16 protein-coding genes and 3 tRNA genes are annotated in these 20,871 nt (G+C 41.1%); 12 read left to right on the forward strand and 7 right to left on the reverse strand.

The features are described 5' to 3' along the window. Positions 1-15: 15 nt before the first annotated feature. Positions 16-870 (reverse strand): bifunctional methylenetetrahydrofolate dehydrogenase/methenyltetrahydrofolate cyclohydrolase FolD, encoded by an 855-nt coding sequence (gene folD, locus Q4591_RS05825; protein ID WP_102476354.1) that lies wholly within the window; start codon positions 868-870, stop codon positions 16-18. 251 nt (positions 871-1,121) lie between these two features. Here folD and Q4591_RS05830 point away from each other — a divergent pair. From Q4591_RS05830 to Q4591_RS05880, 11 genes are all read left to right on the forward strand, one after another. Further along, a tRNA-Pro gene (locus tag Q4591_RS05830) sits at positions 1,122-1,198 on the forward strand. 111 nt (positions 1,199-1,309) lie between these two features. Then, positions 1,310-1,386: transfer RNA gene (locus tag Q4591_RS05835), tRNA-Arg, on the forward strand. Between the two features lie 7 nt (positions 1,387-1,393). Continuing rightward, positions 1,394-1,469 (forward strand) — tRNA-His (locus Q4591_RS05840). A gap of 285 nt (positions 1,470-1,754) precedes the next feature. After that, a complete protein-coding gene (gene tig / locus Q4591_RS05845) occupies positions 1,755-3,059 on the forward strand; it encodes a trigger factor (RefSeq protein WP_102440517.1) in 1,305 nt (434 codons plus the stop codon). A gap of 90 nt (positions 3,060-3,149) precedes the next feature. After that, positions 3,150-3,761 carry an ATP-dependent Clp endopeptidase proteolytic subunit ClpP gene (clpP, locus tag Q4591_RS05850; protein ID WP_076536986.1) on the forward strand — a complete coding sequence of 204 codons (612 nt, stop codon included), beginning with the start codon at positions 3,150-3,152 and terminating at the stop codon, positions 3,759-3,761. Positions 3,762-3,887: 126 nt separating this feature from the next. Continuing rightward, a complete protein-coding gene (gene clpX / locus Q4591_RS05855; RefSeq protein ID WP_076536985.1) occupies positions 3,888-5,168 on the forward strand; it encodes an ATP-dependent protease ATP-binding subunit ClpX in 1,281 nt (426 codons plus the stop codon). 130 nt (positions 5,169-5,298) lie between these two features. Further along, positions 5,299-7,650 carry an endopeptidase La gene (gene lon, locus Q4591_RS05860; protein ID WP_303459917.1) on the forward strand — a complete coding sequence of 784 codons (2,352 nt, stop codon included), beginning with the start codon at positions 5,299-5,301 and terminating at the stop codon, positions 7,648-7,650. A 264-nt stretch (positions 7,651-7,914) separates the two neighbouring features. Next, on the forward strand, positions 7,915-8,187 hold the full coding sequence (locus Q4591_RS05865) for an HU family DNA-binding protein (protein WP_076536981.1): 273 nt from the start codon (positions 7,915-7,917) through the stop codon (positions 8,185-8,187). A gap of 220 nt (positions 8,188-8,407) precedes the next feature. Beyond that, the gene (locus tag Q4591_RS05870) at positions 8,408-10,279 is read left to right on the forward strand and encodes a SurA N-terminal domain-containing protein (protein ID WP_102476389.1); all 1,872 of its coding nucleotides are present in this window, start codon (positions 8,408-8,410) and stop codon (positions 10,277-10,279) included. A gap of 78 nt (positions 10,280-10,357) precedes the next feature. Then, complete coding sequence (locus Q4591_RS05875) at positions 10,358-10,951, forward strand: HAD-IB family hydrolase (RefSeq protein ID WP_102440519.1); 594 nt, start codon at positions 10,358-10,360, stop codon at positions 10,949-10,951. Positions 10,952-11,117: 166 nt separating this feature from the next. Further along, positions 11,118-12,068, forward strand: a complete 951-nt coding sequence (locus Q4591_RS05880; RefSeq protein WP_303459920.1) for a GyrI-like domain-containing protein — start codon at positions 11,118-11,120, stop codon at positions 12,066-12,068. Between the two features lie 43 nt (positions 12,069-12,111). Here the strand turns inward: Q4591_RS05880 and Q4591_RS05885 are convergent, their stop codons facing one another. The 3 genes from Q4591_RS05885 to Q4591_RS05895 all read right to left on the reverse strand — a co-directional run bounded on the left by Q4591_RS05885 (position 12,112) and on the right by Q4591_RS05895 (position 15,511). Further along, on the reverse strand, positions 12,112-13,344 hold the full coding sequence (locus tag Q4591_RS05885) for a DUF819 domain-containing protein (RefSeq protein WP_102440521.1): 1,233 nt from the start codon (positions 13,342-13,344) through the stop codon (positions 12,112-12,114). A gap of 36 nt (positions 13,345-13,380) precedes the next feature. Further along, positions 13,381-14,256 (reverse strand): LysR family transcriptional regulator, encoded by an 876-nt coding sequence (locus Q4591_RS05890; RefSeq protein ID WP_102440522.1) that lies wholly within the window; start codon positions 14,254-14,256, stop codon positions 13,381-13,383. A gap of 220 nt (positions 14,257-14,476) precedes the next feature. Further along, the gene (locus Q4591_RS05895) at positions 14,477-15,511 is read right to left on the reverse strand and encodes a porin (protein ID WP_303459924.1); all 1,035 of its coding nucleotides are present in this window, start codon (positions 15,509-15,511) and stop codon (positions 14,477-14,479) included. Positions 15,512-15,847: 336 nt separating this feature from the next. Here Q4591_RS05895 and Q4591_RS05900 point away from each other — a divergent pair, with 336 nt between their 5' ends. Then, a complete protein-coding gene (locus Q4591_RS05900) occupies positions 15,848-17,623 on the forward strand; it encodes a flavocytochrome c (RefSeq protein ID WP_102440524.1) in 1,776 nt (591 codons plus the stop codon). A gap of 163 nt (positions 17,624-17,786) precedes the next feature. Here the strand turns inward: Q4591_RS05900 and fabV are convergent, their stop codons facing one another. The 3 genes from fabV to Q4591_RS05915 form a co-directional block, all read right to left on the reverse strand. Next, positions 17,787-18,989: an enoyl-ACP reductase FabV gene (gene fabV, locus Q4591_RS05905; RefSeq protein WP_303459927.1), complete on the reverse strand. Its 1,203-nt coding sequence runs from the start codon at positions 18,987-18,989 to the stop codon at positions 17,787-17,789. A 105-nt stretch (positions 18,990-19,094) separates the two neighbouring features. Continuing rightward, positions 19,095-19,880 (reverse strand): ATP-binding cassette domain-containing protein, encoded by a 786-nt coding sequence (locus Q4591_RS05910; protein ID WP_102476351.1) that lies wholly within the window; start codon positions 19,878-19,880, stop codon positions 19,095-19,097. Continuing rightward, positions 19,861-20,868 carry an oligopeptide/dipeptide ABC transporter ATP-binding protein gene (locus tag Q4591_RS05915; protein WP_102440527.1) on the reverse strand — a complete coding sequence of 336 codons (1,008 nt, stop codon included), beginning with the start codon at positions 20,866-20,868 and terminating at the stop codon, positions 19,861-19,863. The genes Q4591_RS05910 and Q4591_RS05915 overlap by 20 nt, the downstream gene beginning before the upstream one ends. Between the last annotated feature and the right edge of the window lie 3 nt (positions 20,869-20,871).

Here is a 20,871-nt window from a genome sequence, read left to right on the forward strand (position 1 = left end):
TGATTAAACAAAGGTTTAGTCGTGGTAAGTCTCAGCAGCATATAAGGTATTTTCTAGTAAGCTGGCAATTGTCATCGGACCTACACCACCGGGTACTGGGGTAATGAATGCCGCTTTCTCAGCAGCAAGGTCAAATTCTACATCACCCACTAAGCGGCCATTGTCTAAGCGGTTAATGCCCACATCGATAACAATCGCACCAGGTTTAATCCAATCACCAGCAATAAAACCAGGTTTACCTACTGCAACAATCAACAAGTCAGCTTGGCGTACCTTTTGTTCAAGGTTTTTAGTAAAGCGATGACAGGTGGTCGTAGTACAGCCTGCAAGTAGTAGCTCCAATGTCATTGGTCTACCGACAATATTAGACGCGCCAACAATCGTTGCATCAAGACCATATGTATCTACACCCGTTGAATTGATCAAGGTCATAATGCCTTTTGGCGTACATGAACGCAGCACTGGGATGCGCTGAGCAAGTCGGCCGACATTATAAGGGTGGAAACCATCAACATCTTTATCAGGGCGAATTTGCTCAATGACTTTAGATTCTTCAATGTGTGCAGGTAATGGCAGTTGCACTAAAATGCCATCAATTTTAGGGTCATCATTGCATTGATCAATTAAGGCTAACAATTCTGCTTCAGTGGCCGTGGTCTCTAAATCATATGAATAAGATTGAAAGCCGACTTCTTCACACGCGCGGCGCTTACTTCCTACATAGACTTGTGACGCAGCATCTGCACCAACTAAGATGACCGCTAAGCCAGGAATTCTTTTACCTGCTTCTTTACGGGCAAGTACTTTTTCTTTTAAAGTGGTTCGAATAGATTGAGCGATCGCTTTGCCATCAATATTTTGGGCAGTCATGGGGGTATAGTTTCCTTTATGGCGCGATAATAAGACGAAATTAACGAAGCGTATTCTATCAGTCAGCTAAAGTCATGTCATGAATATTGCCTTAGTGATTTTTTAAAAACAGAATTTTTTGTTTGTTAAAACAGCAGCTGAACAAGTTTGTCAAAAAAATCGTTGACGATAGGAAAGTGACTCGTTAATATGCGCTCCGTTCTCACAGCGAAGGTGTTTAAAGAAAATAAACATTGTAGCATTGAACATCTCGGTGATTAGCGCAGCCCGGTAGCGCATCTCGTTTGGGACGAGAGGGTCAGAGGTTCGAATCCTCTATCACCGACCAAATTTATTTATTTGTAAAGCTTCGGTTTTATGAATAAGCTGTAAAAAGATAAGTTGTTAACCAAAGCAACTTATCACGCTAGTAGGATATACAGATTTATCTGTAAACCATGCGCCCGTAGCTCAGTTGGATAGAGCACCCGCCTTCTAAGCGGGTGGTCGCAGGTTCGAATCCTGCCGGGCGTACCAAATTATGGTGATTGTAGCTCAGTTGGTAGAGCCCCGGATTGTGATTCCGGTTGTCGTGGGTTCGAGCCCCATCAGTCACCCCAAATTTTGCATTGATAATGCACAGTTGTAGAAAAAGCGACCTAAGGTCGCTTTTTTTATGTCTAAAATCCCCATTTAACCGCGTTTTCAGACTCGACTCGGCAGTAAACGGTCGCTATAATGTCGCGTCTTGATAAATATCTAATACGGATTACTACGGGTAACAGCGCTTAAACGCTGCTGTATCACTACTTTTATTAGTAAACATTAATCATCAAGAAATGAATATTTAATAGTTGAGTTTTCGACTATTACAAAGGACGTCAGACATATTTCGAGGTAAAACAATGCAAGTTTCTGTTGAAACAACTCAAGGCCTAGAACGTCGCCTAACAATTTCTGTACCTGCTGAGCAAATTGAGAAATTAGTTAAAGACAATTTATTACGTGAAGCGAAGCGTGCAAAGATCTCTGGTTTCCGTCCAGGTAAAGTACCAGTATCAGTAATCAACCAACGTTACGGTAAAGCTATCCGTCAAGATGTGACCGGTGAAGTTATGCAACGCAACTTCATTGAAGCTATCATGGCTGAAAAACTAAACCCAGCTGGCGCACCAGTATTTGCTCCTAGTAAAGCAGAAGGCGAGAACTTCGAGTTCGTTGCTACTTTTGAAATCTACCCAGAAGTTGAATTAACTGGTTTAGATGCAATCGCTGTTGAACAACCACAAGCTGAAGTTAATGACGCTGACGTTGACACCATGATTGAAACGCTTCGCAAGCAACACGCTACTTTCGCTGTAGTTGAAACTGCTGCTGAAGAAGGCAACAAAGTTAAAATGAACTTTGTTGGTTCAGTTGAAGGTGAAGAATTTGAAGGTGGCAAAGCTGACGATTTCGAACTTGAGCTTGGTAGCAACCGTATGATCCCAGGTTTTGAAACTGGCATCATTGGTCATAAAGCCGGTGAAGAATTTGAAGTTGAAGTCACTTTCCCTGAAGATTACCACGCTGAAAACTTAAAAGGTAAAGCGGCTAATTTCGTTATTACTCTTACCGAAGTTCAAGCTGCAGAATTACCAGAAGTAAATGACGAGTTCGCTTCATTATTCGGTATTGCTGAAGGTGGCCTAGAAGCCCTTAAAGCTGAAATCCGTAAAAACATGACTCGTGAACTTGATCAAGCGCTTAAAGCGAATGTTAAAGAGCAAGTTATCGAAGGCTTATTAGCTGCTAACGACATTACTATTCCTAAAGCACTAGTTGATGGTGAAGTTAATGTTCTTCGTCAACAAGCTATGCAACGTTTTGGTGGTCAAGCTGAAAACATGCCTGAGCTTCCTGCTGATCTATTCACTGAGCAAGCTGAGCGTCGCGTTAAAGTTGGTCTATTATTAGGCGAAGTAATCAAAACGAATGAACTTCAAGCTGAAGATGAGCGCGTTCAAGGTTTAATCGCTTCAATGGCTTCTGCTTACGAAGATCCAACTGAAGTTGTTGAATACTACAATGGCAACAAAGAGCTTATGCAGAACATGCGTAACGTAGCTCTTGAAGAGCAAGCTGTTGAAGTGCTATTAAAATCAGCAAAAGTAACTCTAAAAGAAGTTGCTTTTGAAGAATTTATGAACAAGGCAACAGGTAAAGCGTAACCTTCGCTTGACTTGATTGGCGGTTCGCCATTTATAATGGCTCGTATGAGGTTCTCATACGAGCCATTTTTATTTTAGGGAAAGTATAAAATGCATAAAGCGCCAGAATCTGTACTCAATGCTCTCGTACCTATGGTTGTTGAACAAACAGCAAAAGGTGAGCGTTCATATGATATTTACTCTCGTTTATTAAAAGAGCGTGTAATTTTCTTGGTTGGCCAGGTTGAAGAACACATGGCTAATTTGATCGTGGCGCAATTATTGTTCCTAGAATCAGAAAGCCCAGACAAAGATATTTCAATTTACATTAACTCGCCAGGAGGCTCAGTAACAGCCGGCATGGCGATTTATGACACCATGCAGTTTATCAAGCCAAATGTCAGTACAGTATGTATTGGTCAAGCAGCAAGCATGGGCGCTTTTTTACTTGCTGGTGGCGCAAAAGGCAAACGTCATTGTTTACCTAATTCTCGCGTGATGATCCACCAACCATTAGGCGGTTTCCAAGGTCAGGCTTCAGATATTGCAATTCATGCTCAAGAAATTCTTGGCATTAAGAACAAATTGAACCAAATGTTGGCGGAACATACCGGTCAACCAATGGAAATCATTGAACGTGATACTGACCGTGATAACTTCATGAGTGCTCAAGAAGCAGCCGATTATGGTTTAGTTGATTCAGTTTTTGAAAAGCGTAGCTGATCTTTACGCCTGAGTGCGCTATTCTTTGAAGAATAGAGTATTAAAATATAAGACTGTGTTTGTGCATTTAAACAGTACAGATGGTTTTCTACAGACAGTGTCTAGGCTGTAACAGAGGTAGAGTTAATGGGCGATAACAAAAATTCCGGTGACAGCGGTAAGCTGCTGTACTGCTCTTTTTGCGGGAAAAGCCAACATGAAGTTAGAAAGCTAATTGCTGGACCTTCAGTATATGTTTGTGACGAATGTGTCGAGTTATGTAATGACATAATTCGTGAAGAGATAAAAGAAATTTCGCCTAAACGCGATCAAGACCAATTACCAACGCCACACGAATTACGTAATCACCTCGATGATTACGTCATTGGTCAGAATCAGGCAAAAAAGGTGCTATCGGTAGCGGTTTATAATCACTATAAGCGCTTACGTAATGGTACGCCGATTGAAGGTGTTGAGCTTGGTAAAAGTAATATCTTACTTATTGGGCCTACAGGTAGTGGTAAAACATTACTGGCTGAAACCTTAGCGCGTTCACTTGATGTGCCGTTTACTATGGCTGATGCAACCACATTAACTGAAGCAGGTTATGTGGGTGAAGACGTTGAAAACATTATTCAGAAACTTCTGCAAAAATGTGATTACGACGTTGAAAAAGCGGAACGTGGTATTGTTTACATCGATGAAATCGACAAGATTAGTCGTAAATCTGACAATCCTTCTATAACTCGTGATGTATCGGGTGAAGGTGTTCAGCAGGCGCTACTAAAACTAATTGAAGGTACTGTTGCTTCTGTGCCACCTCAAGGTGGTCGTAAGCATCCACAACAAGAGTTTTTGCAAGTTGATACTTCAAAGATCTTATTTATTTGTGGTGGTGCGTTTGCTGGGCTTGAAAAAGTTATTGAGCAACGTGGCTTAACAGGTACTGGTATCGGTTTTGGCGCTGAAGTTAAAGGTGATGCAGATAAAGCGACTATTTCGCAAACATTAGGTAAGGTTGAACCAGAAGATTTAATTAAATTTGGTTTGATCCCTGAGTTTATCGGTCGTTTACCTGTTGTTGCGACGCTAACTGAATTAGATGAATCTGCATTGGTTCAAATCTTATCTCAACCTAAAAATGCACTTACTAAGCAATATGGTGCCTTATTTGAGATGGAAGATGTTGAGTTAGAGTTCCGCGAAGATGCGCTTAAAGCCATTGCTCATAAAGCAATGACCCGTAAAACCGGTGCTCGTGGACTTCGTTCAATTATCGAAGATATTTTACTCGATACCATGTATGACATCCCTTCAGTGGAAGGCGTGATTAAGGCCGTTGTTGATGAGTCTGTAGTAAAAGGCGAATCCGCACCAATCCTAATTTACGAAAATGCCGAAAGCCAAGTTGCTGGTGGTGAACAATAAATAGACGATTTAGTCTTTTATTAAAAATAAGGAGTCCATTGGGCTCCTTTTTTCGTATTAACCATTGAAAGTTTGAGAAACATCCCAATATACTGACTTATAAAATCCATTCATCAAACGGAATCGAACTATGACCCAAGAGCGTGAAGCGCATATCGAACTCCCCGTGCTGCCACTGCGAGATGTAGTGGTTTATCCCCATATGGTAATTCCGTTGTTCGTCGGACGAGAGAAATCTATTCGTTGTCTCGAATCGGCAATGGAACAAGACAAGCAAATTTTATTGGTCGCACAGCGAGAAGCTGATTTAGACGAGCCAACAAAAGAAGATATTTTCGACGTCGGTACCGTAGCCTCAATTTTGCAGTTATTAAAACTACCTGACGGGACCGTTAAAGTCTTAGTTGAAGGTGGTCAGCGTGCAAAAGTAACCGCTTACACCCAAGAAGATGAATTCTTTGTCGCGACAGCTGAATACTTAGCTTCTGAAGACTTAGCTGACAAAGAAGAAGAAGTCTTAGTCCGCAGTGCAATCAGTCAATTTGAAGGTTACATCAAGCTTAACAAGAAAATACCGCCTGAAGTGCTCACTTCATTAACCGGTATTGAAGAAGCAGCGCGCCTTGCTGACACCATGGCGGCGCATATGCCACTTAAGCTAGAAGACAAACAGTCTGTGCTTGAGATGATTAATGTTGGTGAGCGCCTTGAATACTTAATGGCGATGATGGAAGGCGAGATTGACTTATTACAAGTTGAAAAACGTATCCGTGGCCGCGTTAAGAAACAAATGGAAAAGAGTCAACGCGAATACTATTTGAATGAGCAAATGAAAGCCATTCAAAAAGAATTAGGCGATCTTGATGAAGGCCAAGATGAGTTTGAAGTATTAGCTCGGAAGATCACTGAGGCTAAAATGCCAGCAGAAGCCAAAGATAAAGCCGAAGCTGAGTTAAACAAACTGAAGATGATGTCTCCAATGTCTGCAGAAGCGACTGTTGTCAGAAGCTATGTCGATTGGATGACCTCGGTACCTTGGAGTCAGCGTTCTAAAATTAAGCGTGATTTATCAAAAGCTGAAGCCATTCTTGATACCGATCACCATGGGCTTGAGAAGGTTAAAGAGCGCATTTTAGAGTATCTTGCGGTACAAAGCCGTGTTAAACAGCTTAAAGGGCCAATTCTTTGTCTAGTGGGCCCACCAGGTGTCGGTAAAACGTCACTCGGTCAGTCAATTGCAAAGGCGACAGGTCGTAAGTATGTGCGTGTTGCATTAGGTGGTGTGCGTGATGAAGCCGAGATCCGTGGTCATCGTCGTACTTATATTGGTTCTATGCCAGGTAAAGTCATTCAAAAAATGGCTAAAGTGGGCGTTAAAAACCCATTATTCCTATTAGATGAAATTGATAAAATGAGTTCTGATATGCGCGGCGATCCATCGTCAGCATTATTAGAAGTATTAGATCCTGAACAAAACTCAGCATTTAACGATCATTACCTTGAAGTGGATTACGACTTATCAGACGTAATGTTTGTCGCTACCTCAAACTCAATGGATATCCCTGGACCATTACTTGACCGTATGGAAGTGATCCGTTTATCGGGTTACACCGAAGATGAAAAGCTTAATATTGCTAAGAAGCATTTATTAACCAAACAGATTGAGCGTAATGGCTTAAAAGCGAGTGAGATAACCATAGAAGACAGTGCCATTATTGGCATGATCCGTTATTACACCCGTGAAGCTGGCGTGCGTTCATTAGAGCGTGAGCTGTCTAAAGTTTGTCGTAAAGTCGTAAAAATGATTTTGCTTGATAAGTCAGTGAAAACCGTTGTTGTGGATCAAGATAACCTGAAATCTTTCTTAGGTGTGCAGCGCTTTGATTACGGTAAAGCTGAATCTAACAATCAAATTGGTCAAGTTACTGGCCTTGCATGGACTCAAGTTGGTGGTGATTTACTGACCATTGAAGCCACTTCGGTGCCAGGTAAAGGCAAACTTGCTTATACCGGTTCGCTAGGTGACGTGATGCAAGAGTCAATTCAAGCTGCAATGACCGTTGTTAGAGGCCGCGCAGAGCAGTTGGGGATCAATAACGACTTTTATGAAAAGCGTGATATCCATGTTCATGTACCAGAAGGTGCAACGCCAAAAGATGGTCCTTCAGCAGGTGCGGCAATGTGTACTGCTTTAGTATCAAGTTTAACCGGCAACCCGGTTAAAAGTGACGTAGCGATGACGGGTGAAATTACCCTTCGTGGTGAAGTGTTACCAATTGGTGGCCTGAAAGAGAAACTGCTTGCGGCGCATCGCGGTGGGATAAAAGTTGTGCTTATTCCTAAAGAAAATGAGCGTGATTTAGAAGAAATTCCAGCAAATGTGATTGCTGATTTAAAGATCCACCCTGTAAGGTGGGTCGAGGAAGTCCTTGAATTGGCCTTAGAAAGACCTGTTAAAGGCTTCGAAGTGGTCAAAAAGTAACTAATCAGTAAAAAAACTTGCTAGTAACCCAAAAAAAATGAAAAAAGGGGCTTAACAAACACGAAAGCTGTGGTAGCCTAGATAAGTGGAGAGTCAGTTAGCACCAAACCCTTGGCGCATCTGACTTTGAGCTGTATTCAAGTACATTTTTTTTGGTTTTCCAACTAAGTTTGGTGTGGTATCAAACTTACGATAAAAAGCCTCCGTAGACCGTTCCAAAGACGGATTTGGTTGCGGCGCAAAAATAACATTCAAGGGGATGACATGAACAAATCTGAACTAATCGAGAAAATCGCTTCTGGTGCTGACATTTCTAAAGCAGGCGCTGGCCGTGCACTAGATTCTTTTATTGCTGCTGTTACTGAAGCGCTTAAAGAAGGCGATAAGATTTCTCTAGTTGGTTTTGGTACTTTTGAAGTACGTCAACGTGCAGAACGTACTGGCCGTAACCCACAAACGGGTGCAGAAATCAAAATTGCAGCAGCAAACATTCCTGCCTTCAAAGCTGGTAAAGCACTAAAAGACGCTGTTAACTAAATAGTTGGTATCGTTGCCTTTTGTAAGGCATTTGTAGAAAGCACTGTTTTAACAGTGCTTTTTGCGAAATAAAGTATCAGAATTAACTTTGTTTTTTTGATATTAGGAGAAATAAGGCATACCTCGGTAGCGTCTGAATACTCCGTCTAAATTACAAGAAGGCGCATCCGCAAAAGGTGCGCCTTTTTATTTTATTATGTCGCAACAAGCGAGAATTCAGATGTTAGAAAAAATTCGCGAAGGTTCACAGGGCGTTATAGCTAAAAGTATTTTAGTACTGGTGATCCTTTCGTTCGCATTTGCTGGTGTCAGTAGTTACCTAGGAACCTCGACAGATGTTCCAGCCGCAGTAGTTAATGGTGACGAAATCACAGCCAATGAATTAGAACAAGCATTCCAAAATGAACGTGGCCGTTTAGAACAACAACTAGGCGAAATGTTTGATGCCTTAGCTGCTGATGATAACTATATGAATGGTATCAAGCAGAATGTATTAGATCGTTTGATTTCAGATAAGCTAATTAGCCAAGCGGCTGAAGATTTGGGACTACGTGTTTCAGATGAGCAAATTAAACAAGCGATTCTGAATGAGCAAGCATTCCAAACCGATGGTGTATTTGATAATGACCGCTACTTAGCTGTACTACGTCAATTAGGTTATCAAACCACTAGCTTTAGAAATATGATGCGTGTTGATATGACTCGTCGTCAACTTTTAACCGCGCTAGTGGGAAGTGAGTTTGTTCTTGATGGTGAAGCAAAGCAATTAGCTGAAGTTCAAGGTCAAACCCGTGATATTCGTTATTTAGTTGTGGACTCTACACCTTTCTTAGCTTCTTCAACAGTTTCTGCTGAAGAGATTAAAGCCTATTACGAAAGTAACTTAATTCAGTTCATGAGCCAAGAAAAAGTTAGCTTAGAATATGTCGAGTTGGACGTTGCAGATCTGGCTAAAGGTATCGAAACGTCAGTTGATGATGCGCGTGCTTTTTATGAAGACAACCAACAACAATATCAAACGCCAGAAAAACGTTTAGCTGCACATATTTTATTTGCATCTGGCGATGATAGCGCCGATGAAGCAAAGGCCGAAGCTGCTTTAGCTAAATTACAAGCTGGTGAAGACTTTGCTGCCGTTGCTAAATCAGATTCAGATGACCAATTTAGCGCAGAGCAGGGCGGTCAACTCGATTGGTTCGAACAAGGTGTAATGGATCCTGCATTTGACTCAGCTTTATTTGCACTTTCAACTGGTGAGTACTCACAAATTGTGAAGAGTGAATTTGGTTATCACATTATCAAGTTACTCGATGTGGAATCTGGTGCTGCAGCGCCGTTTGATGACGTGCAAGATAAAATCATCGCTGATCTTCAAAACAAAAAAGCGGTTGATGAATTTTATAGCTTACAAAGTGTTTTAGCCGATACCAGCTACGAAATACCTGACACTTTAGATGAAACAGCTAAAGCATTAGGCGTTGAGGTTCAATCAACAGCGTTATTTTCTCGTGATAATGCGCCTGTTAATTTAAATACTCCAGCTTTAATCAAAGCTGCATTTTCTGATGACGTTATTGGTAGCGGCATGAACAGTGAAGTGATTGAGTTAGCACCTAACCATGTGGTTGTGATTCGTTTACTGCAACATAAAGATGCTGGTACATTGCCATTAACTGAAGTATCTAGCAGCATTGAAGCACGTTTATTGCAAGATAAAGCGAACTTTGCCGCAAGTGAAAAAGCCAATGAATATTTAGCGCAATTAAAAGCAGGCACTGAAATCACTGAAGTTGCAGTAGCAACGAAAGAGAAGCTAGCACGATTTAATCAAGATATTGATCAAGCTATCTCGACTAAGGCATTTAAAATGGCAGCTCCAGATGCTGGTGCAAGCTCATTTGATACCGCTGCATTAGCTAATGGCTATGCGGTTATTGCTTTGGATAAAGTTAATGATGCAGAAGGTATTGATGCAAATATTGTTGAAAGTATTAAGCAACGTTTAGTACCTCAATACAGCGAAGCTGATTACCGTTCAGTTGTCGCAGCTTTAAAAGCAAAAGCAACAGTTGAATACCCAGTAGCTGAATAAGCTGATTGGAATTCACAAAAGCCAAGGTTCGCCTTGGCTTTTTTATGTCAAAATTTTGAGGTTCTTATAAGGATATTTATGAACTTAGCATTGTTTGATTTTGATGGAACTATTACAAGTAAAGATACTTACACGCCATTTATTTACTCAAGTGTACCTAAGTGGCGTTTAATCGTTTGTTATCCGATATTAATCCCTGTGATAGCCGCTTATAAATGGCAGCTCATTGGTGGGTCAAGAACGCGTAGCATCATTTCTAAGTTTGCTTTTTGGCAACAAGATGAGCAACACATTAAGGCCATCGGCGAAGATTATGCTACAAGTTTTGATCTACAAATCAAACCTCAAGCGCTAGCGCGTCTGCAATGGCATCAGATGCAAGGTGACACCATTGTTGTGGTTTCGGCATCACTTAATGTTTATTTAGCGCCATGGTGTCGCCAGCATGGATTTAAACTGATATGTGCAGAGCTAGAAAGTAAAAAGGGTAAACTGACCGGACGGTATATTAATGGTGACTGTAGCGGCGCTGCAAAATCAAATCGAGTTTTAGCTCAGTTTGACCTACAAGATTTTGATAAAGTGTATGCCTATGGTGATACAGAAGAAGATAAACCCATGCTAGAACTTGCTGATGTCAGTTATTACCGATGGCAAAAACTGACAGGCTAACGCCGTTATATAGTAAAAAACTAAGGTATGGCTTTACTGTTTACTAGTAAATCTAGCGGTTTATAAGCCAAACAACTTGTTGCAGTCATGGGATTAAAAATCGGACTTGTAAGTTGTGTTTATATGAAAGATAAGTCAGTTTTAAACTAAGAGGTCTAGTCAAAAATTGAAAGATTTACATGCTCAATTTGAAGTGCTGTTAAGCTATATCGATAATAATCTACCTGCAATTTCTGCGTTTGATGACAATCTCAACAGCCGCTTAGCGGCGATTGCAGGGGTTGCTGAAGTGCATTTTGGTGCGTTATTTTACAGTCTGTTTCATACTAAAGTGCAGGATTATATTCGTTTGCTAAAAAACCTTGAAGCGGCGCAGTTACTGGGTTTTGATAAAACTATTAGCTTAGATACTGTCGCGTTAAAAATGGGCTACCCGTCAACAGCCGCTTTTATTACGACCTTTACAAGTAGTATTGGCCAAAGCCCACAAAGCTTTCAAGACTCGCCTAACTGGGGTAACTTTTTTGCCAAGCAGCAACCACTGAGTACCCTAGCCGAAGGGCATGAGCAGTTTTCTGCTGCTGAGGTTAATATTCAGGTATCGGATTTAACGACCATAGAGTTAGTGGTTATAGAGCATCGTGGACCCGCTTGTTATTTATCTCAATCGATAAATGCCTTAAGCGCATTTAGGCAAAAATATCACTTATCGCCAAGTATTAGTCGCACCTTTAATTTCGTTTATGATATGCCTTATCCGCAAATTAATGCCTTAGCTGACGATCAATCCATGTTATCGCTGGATATTGGTGTGAGTGTCAATCAAGCGCAGCTTACTGAATTAGCCCCTGTTATTGCTGGGTCTGGTTGTTTTTCGAACAGATCTGTAATTAAGGGGCGTTATGCTCAGTTTTATCATTTGGGTTCTGAAAAAGAACTCAATAGCAAAATAAAATATCTTTATAGTCATTGGCTTGCTGCCAGTGGCTTAACTCTAGATAGCCAGCCGCTTATAATTGAACGCTTGGATGTGATTAAGAGTAAGGCTGTTGAAGCTGCTATAGCTGATGACAACCAAGAGCTTGTAGAGGTTAGAGTCTATTTAAAATTACAGTAACAGGTATCCATATATGTTCACTGTAAGAAATTAACTCATCGTTTTATTGCGATACGAGCCGCATCATCTCGGCGCATAGCCAAGCCATGTAAGTTGCCCAAGCATAGCCAAATACTGAGAACATGATCGCGATAGGTACCAGTGAGCGATGAAATGCAATTGCCACCACAGGGGATGATGCCGCGCCGCCAATACAGCATTGACTTGCTAATGCCATATAAGCCACAGGTGCTTTCATCACTAGCCCAGCAATAATCACGAACAGGCTATGAATTGCTAACCATACAAAGCCGATGGCAAAGTAGATTGGAAAGTCATCAATCATGGTCAAGTCCATTCTAAGGCCCATACTAGCAATCAAAATATACAGCATGACAGTGGAGACCTTTGATGCACCTAATTGCTCAAGTTCACGCACTTTGGTATTTGAAAGTGCAATACTGATAGTGGTCACTATGATGACAATCCAAAAGAAATTTGAAGTCAGACTAAACTTTTCTGTTGCAGGGTAGTGGGCGGCAAAATATGGCGCCAGAATATCAGCCCCCATATGTGCTAATCCCGTCACGCCAAATGCCACACTGAATATTAATATGTAATCAGTTATGGTGATATTCTTGACCGTGTGAGCTTGCTGATATTCGCTTGTAGCGATTAACCGCTGATAATTGCTTGAGTCGGCACCCGTTTTTTTATCTATCGCAGCAGCATTATTGGCGCAGATTAATAAAAATGACATCCAAATCGCTGAGTAGACTACATTGACCGAAATCATAATCGCAAATAAGTTTTCTTTTACCTGATAGATTTCTTTCATGGCAAGTTGATTCGCTGTGCCACCAACCCAATTCCCTGCTAAGGTCGCCATTCCGCGCCAGGCAGCATCTTCACCTAGCCAATTAATAGATTCAGGCGCTATTTTCGCAAAAAGTATCAGAGTTAACGGGCCGCCAATAATAATGCCTAAGCTGGCAATTAAAAACAGCATGACAATTTTAGGGCCCAATAATAGAATGGATTTTATGTCTACACTGATAATTAGTAATGTTAAACAAGCGGGCATTAAATACTTTGAGGATATGTGGGGTAATTGACTTTGGGAAGCATCGACAATGTTTAAGGTATTTAAAAATGATGGCAACACATAAATCATGACCATAATGGGCACAAAACGGTAAAGTTGTTTCCAAAAGCTTTGTTTTAGCTTGCTAGTATAAAATACCAAACCAATAATCGCGGCCAACAAGCCAAAAATGACCGGATCTGCAGTAATCATAATTTATATTGGCAACCTTATTAGTTTATCGCTTTGTTATTGATTGCAGAATTGGATGAACTCTTCAAGTAACGGACTTAATGCTTCTTCATTACGCCAAATAGACCAGTAGTTTCGCTCGAAATCCCACTCTGGTAAATCTATTTCAATAAGTTGACCGCTGGCTATTTCTTCTTTTACAGCAAGGTAGGGCAGTACACTAACGCCAATGCCAGTACCAATAGCACGTTTTATCGCGCCCATAGTATTCATTGATAATTCTTGATGAATATTTATACTGGCACTTTTTAATAGCTGGGTATTACGTAGCCTCGACACCGAAATGGTTTCATCCATAACCCATAATTGTTGCGACAGCAATTCAGGGGTAATGGTTTCGCTTGCTATTGGATTGTTACTGCCGATGACGATACACAATCTATCTTTAAGCCACTGCTGATACTGTAAATTATTTAACCCAGGCTTGGCATCGACAAAACCTAAATCCAGTTCTTTTTCAGACACCATTTTCTCGATGGCTAAACTGTTGTTAATCACTAGTTTAATATCAACACAGGGGTGTTGTTGTTTAAATAATGGGATGATTCTTGAAAGAATATAGTTACCCGCAGTTTTACTACTGCCAACTTTGATGGTGCCACCGATGGCTGTTCGCTCAGTAAACATCTGCTCTAATTGATTACTTTTAGAAAGCATCTCATTGGCGTAAGGCAAAATAACTTCACCATTATCATTAATGGTTAAGCCGTTACTGCTTCTCTCAAACAGACGGGTGCCTAATGAACCTTCTAAATCCTTTAACGCCATACTGACAGCGGGGACTGACATATGTAATGTTTTGGCTGCTTTAGAGATCTGACCATTAATATGGATGGCTTTAAATATTGACAGTTGCTTGAGTGTGATTTTCATGGGCAAATTATTCTATGAATTCATCAATAGTATAACGAGTTGACAATATTACTCTGTAAACTTTTGGTATTATTTTTAGGAATTGCTAACGAGTTCAAGTTATTTGAAAAAGTCTTACCTTGTTAGCATAAACCCATCATTTATGATGGGTTTATCATATTTTATCAGCGAGACCTAGATCGATATAAGTGCAGATATTAACGCGAAATAAAAATTGGACTTAGAAATCGTAGCGCACGCCTAGGGTAAATACATTATCATCTTCTAATTCAATCGTCGGGCCTGTGTTAGCAACCCGATATTCACCTTCATAGGTGGCGTAGTGACCAAACACCATCGTTGACTTTGATAGACGGTAATCGGCACCGACTGTGAATGAGCTAATATCGACATCGGTCGCTTCCTTGTATTGTGCTGAAGAGACGTCATTATTTTTAAAATACTTACCAAAACCGGCCTTGTCCTTGCCGTATTCAGCTTTAAAGTTGATGCCACTCCAGTTATATATTGCGCTAACGAAGTAGGAATTACCTTCTTTATCACTATAGGTTTGGCTTTGGGTATTTTGTAATAAACCGCCTAGTTTAAGACTACCTATTTTGACTTGACCAACCCCGCGGTATGCGTCGACACCGCCAATGGTGTTATAAGCCGCTGCAACGTAATAACGTTGTTTTTTCAGCTTTTTGTCACCAGCGGTAACGCTTAATGCGTACTGACTTTCGCCAGAGTCATAATTGTTATCCACTAAATAGGTCGCATTTACACTGACTAAATCGGCAATTTGAGGAGAATAGTATGTGATTCCATCGGCTTTCCTGTCTTGCCCAGCAATCATTCTATTGTAGGCGGCATTGGTTAATGCAAATGCTTCAGCTGTGCCTTTTGAGGTTTTCATTACCGTATCATTTCGGCCAACAATGACAGTACCTAAACCACTTCTCACCCCTAAATAGGTGTTTCTTGGTTTAAATAAATCATCATCAGCTTCGTTGGTGGCAGCGTTAACTTGCACTTCAACATTATAAATAATCTCTATGTTTTCATATATTTTCTCACTGCCTTTTACCCCTAGGCGAGAAAAGTTATTTTCCAGCACAGTACCCGATTTTTGATTTTGTGTTGTTAAACCGTTATCAGACTCTGTTAGTGCCATTTCTAAGCGGCCATAGAACTGCGGTGACTCAGCGAATGCGGCAAAAGAGCTCGCTGATAGGATTGATACAACAGTGAGTGAAACTAGTGATTTTTTCATCTTCTTAATCATCTCTATTTTAAAGTAATATTATCAATTGGTTATATTGCTTTAGCTAATGAATAGATTCATTAATAAACCTCAATATCATCAATTTTGAGGAGGTTGCAGCGTATGTAAACCTGATATACATAATAGGATTGAATCATGGAGATAAATTCTAACTGGGTCACAAATGTTGTGGCTTTGTAGCGATTTAAGTTAATTTTAATTTGGTTTCATTAAAACTTAACCAAGTGCCAATGTTGACCAATGTCTAAGTTTTACTATCTCTTTATGAGTATTCTATCGTCCAACAAAGCAAGTTGTGAAAATGATAATTAGAGGTATGAACCAATGAAACTTAAATATTTAGCTTCGGCAGTGGCAGTGATGATGCTTACTTCTGGCAGCGTAATGGCAAAAAATGACTTAGCGTCTTTCCATACTGAAATGGGTGACTGTCAAAGCTGTCACGTTGCAGAAAAAATGAAAGACATCAAGAAAAGCATGACTGATAGCCAAACTCATGAGAACGCTCAGTGTCAGGACTGTCATGGTGGTTATGCTGATTTAGTTAACGATGAACTTGCGTTTGACCCTCATGCATCTCATTTAGGAGATATCAACTGTACTTCTTGTCATACCGCCCATGCTAAACCTGAGTTGACTTGTAATAACTGTCATAACTTTGAAATGGAAATGCCATTTGCCGATTCAAAAGCGAAGAAGAAGTGGGATGGTGATTGGAATCAAGACAAAATCCAACAAGCGATTGATAAAGGCCCTGTAGAAACGGTTGATGTGATTGTTGTTGGTGGCGGTAGTGCCGGTTTCAATGCAGCGATTTCAGCTAAATTGGCAGGTGCCAACGTTGTTTTATTTGAAAAAGCCCCTTATACCGGTGGTAACTCAATGCTTGCTGCAGGCGGTATTAATGCTGTCGGCACACCACAACAAAAAGCCAAAGGCATTGAAGACACTGTTGATTGGTATGCTGAAGATGCCATGAAAGGCGGTCGTTATCAAAATGACCCTAAACTTGTGCAAACTATGGCTGAAGAGTCTGCTGGCGCTGTAGCATGGCTTGAGTCTTTAGGTGCTGATATGTCAGAGCTTAAACGTTCAGGCGGCGCAAGAGCAGAGCGTACTCACGCACCTTCTGGTGGCGCGTCAATTGGTCCACACTTAATTGATACCTTGCGTAAAGCCGCAGTAGAACGTGATATTCCAGTTCGCGTTAACTCAAGAGTTGAAAAAATCGTCTTAAATGATGATCAATCAGTTGCTGGCGTGGTGGTTCACGGCCGTCATTCAGGCTACAACATGGTCGCTGCTGATTCTATTGTATTAGCGACAGGTGGTTATGGTATGAATAAGCAAATGGTTGCTTACTACCGCCCAACAATGAAAGACATGTCTAGTTCAAATAACGTTACAGCCACTGGTGATGGTGTGCTACTTGCTAAAGAAATTGGCGCTTCAATGACTGATATTGATTGGGTTCAAGCGCATCCTACAGTAGGTAAAGATAGCCGTATTTTGATTTCTGAAACCGTTCGCGGTGTTGGTGCAATTATGGTCAATACTGATGGCAACCGTTTCATTAATGAACTAACGACTCGTGACCGTGCATCAGATGCAATCTTAAAGCAAAAAGATCAATATGCTTGGTTAGTGTTCGATGAGCAATTGGTTGAGAAAAAGAAAATGGTACGTGGTTACGAACATTTAGGTATGTTAAGTAAAGCCAACACCATTGAAGAACTGGCAAAAATCACAGGAATGGCTGATTTACCGAAAACTGCAGCGGATTACAACAAGTATAAAGCAGCAGGTAAAGATGATGCATTCGGCCGCGCCAATATGCCATTAAGCTTAAGCACGCCGCCATACTACGCTGTAAAAGTAGCACCTGGTATTCACCATACTATGGGCGGGATCGCAATTGATACCGATACGAATATCTTGAACCTACAAAGCTGGAAAATGCCTGGTTTGTTTGCGGCTGGTGAGGTCACTGGTGGTGTTCATGGTTATAACCGTCTAGGCGGTAACGCAATCGCTGATACGGTAGTATTTGGTCGTAAAGCTGGTGAAAACGCCGCTAAGCATGCGCTAAAAACTAAATAACTCTTAGTTAAATTTCATCATTCCCTTATAAAGGCCAAGTCTCATCAACTTGGCCTTTTTTATTAATAAAGCCGCATTAATAAAATAAAGAGTCACTGTGCAGTTAACCAGATATAAAAAAGCCAAGTTATAATAACTTGGCTTTTCTTATTACCTTAGGGGATTAAAGGCAGATAACATCAAAAGTCACGTTTGGATTAACGTCAGCTTCATAGTCGATGCCAGCAATACCAAAACCAAACAGTTTTAAAAACTCTTCTTTGTATTCATTGTAATCAGTCAGTTCAGCAAGGTTTTCAGTGGTGACATCCGGCCATAAGTCACGGCAATGTTTTTGAATTTCTTCGCGTAACTCCCAATCATCTAAACGAAGACGATTTTCATCATCTGTTGGTGCCGCTTGACCATCAGCGCGATATAAACGCTCGCTGAACATACGGTAAATTTGGTCCATACAGCCTTCATGAACGCCTTCTTCACGCATTTTCTTAAATACCATCGCGATGTATAAAGGCATTACCGGGATAGCAGAGCTTGCTTGAGTGACAACACTCTTAAGCACAGCCACATTGGCAGAACCGCCTGTTTTGGCTAACTTTTCATTAAGGCTATGAGCCGCACGGTCTAAATCCATTTTGGCTTTACCTAATGCGCCATGCCAGTAGATAGGCCAAGTGATCTCGGTGCCAATATAGCTGTAGGCCACGGTTTTACAATTATCCGCTAATACACCCGCATCACTTAAGGCGCTCATCCATAATTCCCAATCTTGACCGCCCATCACTGTCACGGTATCAGCAATTTCTTGCTCTGTTGCTGGCTCTACCGAGGTTTCGATGATGGTGTTTTTGTTGGTGTCTACCGCAGTTGCGGTATAAGTTTCACCGATAGGCTTAAGGCTTGAGCGGATCACTTCACCGGTATCAGGCAATTTACGCACTGGAGAAGCTAAAGAGTAAACCACCATATCAATTTGACCTAAGTCTTGTTTGATAAGCTCAATGACTTTTTGTTTAGCTTCATGGCTAAATGCATCACAGTTAATGCTTTTTGAATATAAACCTTCAGCTTTAGCGAATTTATCAAAGTAGGCAGAGTTGTACCAACCGGCCGTACCTGGTTTGGTTTCTGTGCTTGGTTTTTCAAAGAAAACACCAATGGTGGCCGCATCACTACCGAACGCTGATGCAATACGAGAAGATAAGCCGTAGCCACTTGAAGAGCCAACCACTAAGACTTTTTTAGGGCCATTGGCAATTTTGCCTTTTGCTTTGGTTAACTCGATTTGTTCTTTGACGTTAGCTTCACAACCGATAGGATGAGTGGTTGTACAAATAAAGCCACGTGTTTTAGGTTTAATAATCATAATTTGGTTTCTTCCTTTAACAATCGCACTAGGATAAATAGTTAGGCGACGAATTGGCACTAGTTTTTATGTTTTTTGGCTAAATTACTCAGTGGTTGGAGCAGTTTAGCGTTTGGCTGTGAGTTGTGTTTGCTGCGATATTAAGCGGCGAGAGTATTCTTGTTGTGGGTGATTGAATAATTCTTCTGTGCTCGCTAGTTCAACTACGCTGCCATTTTTGAGCACCAGTACCTTGTCACTAAAATGACGTACAATGTTCAAATTGTGGGTCACAAAAATATACGATAGCCCCATTTCTTTTTGTAATTTTATCAGCAGATTAAGTATTTGAGAACGCACTGATAAATCTAATGAGGCAAGTGCTTCATCAGCGATAATGATTTTAGGGTTTAACATTAAAGCTCTAGCAACGGCTACACGTTGTTTTTGACCTTCAGAGACCATATGAGGATAGAAATTGGCATGTTCAGGTAGTAAGCCCACTTTTCTGAGTCTATCTGCCACCCGCACTTTTCGTTCCGCTGAATTCAATGTGGTGTTAAATCGTAATGGTTCTTCTAGTAGGCTACCAATGGTTAACCTCGGGTTTAATGAGGTGTTAGGGTCTTGAAAAATCATTCTAATTAAGCGGCTGCGCTGTTTGATATTTCGCGCCTCCAATGCTTCCCCTTCAAACAATATTTCTCCACCGCTGCGAGGCTCTGCGCCAACCAGTATTCGCGCTAAGGTACTTTTACCTGAGCTTACTTCACCGACAATAGCCAAGGTTTGTCCACGCTCAAGTTCAAATGATAGTGGTGACAGGGCTTGATTATATTGCGCTTTGAACCTTTTATAACCCGTAAAATAGCGTTTGCTTAGCTGGTTTACTTTAAGTAATGGAGTTGTCATCTTCTATCTCACTGTTATACGGGAAATGGCAGGCAAAATAGCGATCTTTTTCGTGGGCCAAACTGGGTTGGATAACACATGCTCTTTGGGCGTCAGGGCAGCGAGGACCCAGCCTGCACCCAGCAGGCAAATGCTGCAATGACGGCGAGGAACCTTGCAATGTTGGTAAATAGGCTTTGTGGCGTATTTGGCCTGCAAAGTCTGGCAGATTTTTGAATAATGCTTTGGTATAGGGGTGATAGGGTTGTTTGATTAATTCGTTAACGGGCCCCGACTCCATGATTTGTCCGCTGTATAAAATACTGATGCGATCGCACCATTTTGCTAAAGTTTCTAGTTCATGGCTGACTAGCAGTATAGAGACATTTTGAAGTTGGTTTAATTGAGCTAACAAACGAAATATTTGCGCTTGGGTACTTAATTCCATCGCATTGGTTGGTTCGTCGGCGATTAATAACTTAGGGTGGTTAGCTACTGCCATAGCAATCATTACCTTTTGGCAGGCACCTTCAGAAAGTTCCCAAGGGTAGCGCTTCATAATGGCTTTGGGCTTTTTAATTCCAACTTTATGAAGCCATTTTTGCGCGGTTAAATGAGTGTCTTTTGCTCTGCGCCAAAAAGGCACGGCTTTGTTTGGCGTGAGCGATTCAATTAACTGACTGCCGATAGTTTTTACCGGATCTAAACTGCCAGAAGGGTCTTGGAAAATCATGGTCATATCACTGCCCATTAAGCTGCGACGTTGCTTTTTAGTCATTTCCAATAAATTTTTGCCATCCCACATCATGCGATCGGCAATGATGCGCCAGTTTGGGCCTAAAACGCCTAGTACCGCTTTGGCTAATAAGCTACGCCCAGAACCTGATTCACCAACTAAGCCATGAATTTCACCCGGATTAATGGTTAAACTGACTTTCTCAAGTACCTTCACTGTGCCTTGTGGGGTATCGAGTTCGATAGTGAGATTTCTGACATCAAGTAATGGCATGGG

It is taken from the genome of Shewanella sp. 3_MG-2023, assembly GCF_030548765.1.
GTDB lineage: Bacteria > Pseudomonadota > Gammaproteobacteria > Enterobacterales > Shewanellaceae > Shewanella.

Excerpts from the sequence above, each read along its gene's own strand:
- fabV (WP_303459927.1), bottom strand. The coding sequence starts at position 18,989 with ATGATTATTAAACCTAAAACACGTGGCTTTATTTGTACAACCACTCAT.
- lon (WP_303459917.1), top strand. The coding sequence starts at position 5,299 with ATGACCCAAGAGCGTGAAGCGCATATCGAACTCCCCGTGCTGCCACTG.
- Q4591_RS05900 (WP_102440524.1), top strand. The coding sequence starts at position 15,848 with ATGAAACTTAAATATTTAGCTTCGGCAGTGGCAGTGATGATGCTTACT.
- tig (WP_102440517.1), top strand. The coding sequence starts at position 1,755 with ATGCAAGTTTCTGTTGAAACAACTCAAGGCCTAGAACGTCGCCTAACA.
- Q4591_RS05895 (WP_303459924.1), bottom strand. The coding sequence starts at position 15,511 with ATGAAAAAATCACTAGTTTCACTCACTGTTGTATCAATCCTATCAGCG.
- clpX (WP_076536985.1), top strand. The coding sequence starts at position 3,888 with ATGGGCGATAACAAAAATTCCGGTGACAGCGGTAAGCTGCTGTACTGC.
- Q4591_RS05870 (WP_102476389.1), top strand. The coding sequence starts at position 8,408 with ATGTTAGAAAAAATTCGCGAAGGTTCACAGGGCGTTATAGCTAAAAGT.
- clpP (WP_076536986.1), top strand. The coding sequence starts at position 3,150 with ATGCATAAAGCGCCAGAATCTGTACTCAATGCTCTCGTACCTATGGTT.
- Q4591_RS05865 (WP_076536981.1), top strand. The coding sequence starts at position 7,915 with ATGAACAAATCTGAACTAATCGAGAAAATCGCTTCTGGTGCTGACATT.
- Q4591_RS05910 (WP_102476351.1), bottom strand. The coding sequence starts at position 19,880 with ATGACAACTCCATTACTTAAAGTAAACCAGCTAAGCAAACGCTATTTT.
- Q4591_RS05885 (WP_102440521.1), bottom strand. The coding sequence starts at position 13,344 with ATGATTACTGCAGATCCGGTCATTTTTGGCTTGTTGGCCGCGATTATT.
- Q4591_RS05890 (WP_102440522.1), bottom strand. The coding sequence starts at position 14,256 with ATGAAAATCACACTCAAGCAACTGTCAATATTTAAAGCCATCCATATT.
- Q4591_RS05875 (WP_102440519.1), top strand. The coding sequence starts at position 10,358 with ATGAACTTAGCATTGTTTGATTTTGATGGAACTATTACAAGTAAAGAT.
- folD (WP_102476354.1), bottom strand. The coding sequence starts at position 870 with ATGACTGCCCAAAATATTGATGGCAAAGCGATCGCTCAATCTATTCGA.
- Q4591_RS05915 (WP_102440527.1), bottom strand. The coding sequence starts at position 20,868 with ATGCCATTACTTGATGTCAGAAATCTCACTATCGAACTCGATACCCCA.